1 pseudogene is annotated in these 656 nt (G+C 33.1%); it reads right to left on the bottom strand.

Annotated elements, in window-relative coordinates:
• Positions 1 to 221 (bottom strand): annotated as a pseudogene (locus R7Q48_RS28055) (peptidase M11 gametolysin); the annotation flags it as partial.
• Positions 222 to 656: the final 435 nt, after the last annotated feature.

The following is a 656-nucleotide window of genomic DNA, read 5'->3' as shown; positions in this document are numbered from 1 at the left end:
TTAACTTCACCAAATACTAACGCGTGCGCCTCTTCTGACGTGATCGGTTGATCGTTAGGATTCTCTTTGAAATTTAATAGCATTACCAACGTATCTTGCTGGCCTATTGAACTGCCTGCAGCTTTGGCGTACTGGATGTTTTGTAGAAATAGAAATAAGACGAGTAAGAAAAAGATCCCTTTATTTAGGGCGTGCTTATTCATGCGGAGTTTATCAATCACTGCTTCACCTGAAATAATTATAATAATTATCCTTCCCACCGAATTAACGATAAGAATATATAGGATTAGATAGAGGTTAAAATTTAGAAAAAATAGAGCCAGAGCTTATTCCATGAATAATCTCAATTTTCTATACATAATGTATTTATTCTTCTAAAACATCACCAACATCAATAAATGAGGCAGCATCATAACAAAGCAAAAGGTTAAAATTCAACCAACCACATCACCAAATTACGTTAATTCTTTGTAAGAGCCAAAGAGTTTCAATCACATCAAACAGTTAAACATCGATCATTTTTCGCTCAAAAATTGAGAATATTCAATCGAATCAATAATGAACCGATTGCACTTTTAAATATAAAAACCATTATGAATCAATGAAATATATGTCGAAAATAGAAAATGAGCGCAAAACTGTTCTCACTCAACTGC

The organism is Vibrio sp. 378 (genome assembly GCF_033339435.1).
This window is presented reverse-complemented; position numbering and strand designations above follow the sequence as displayed.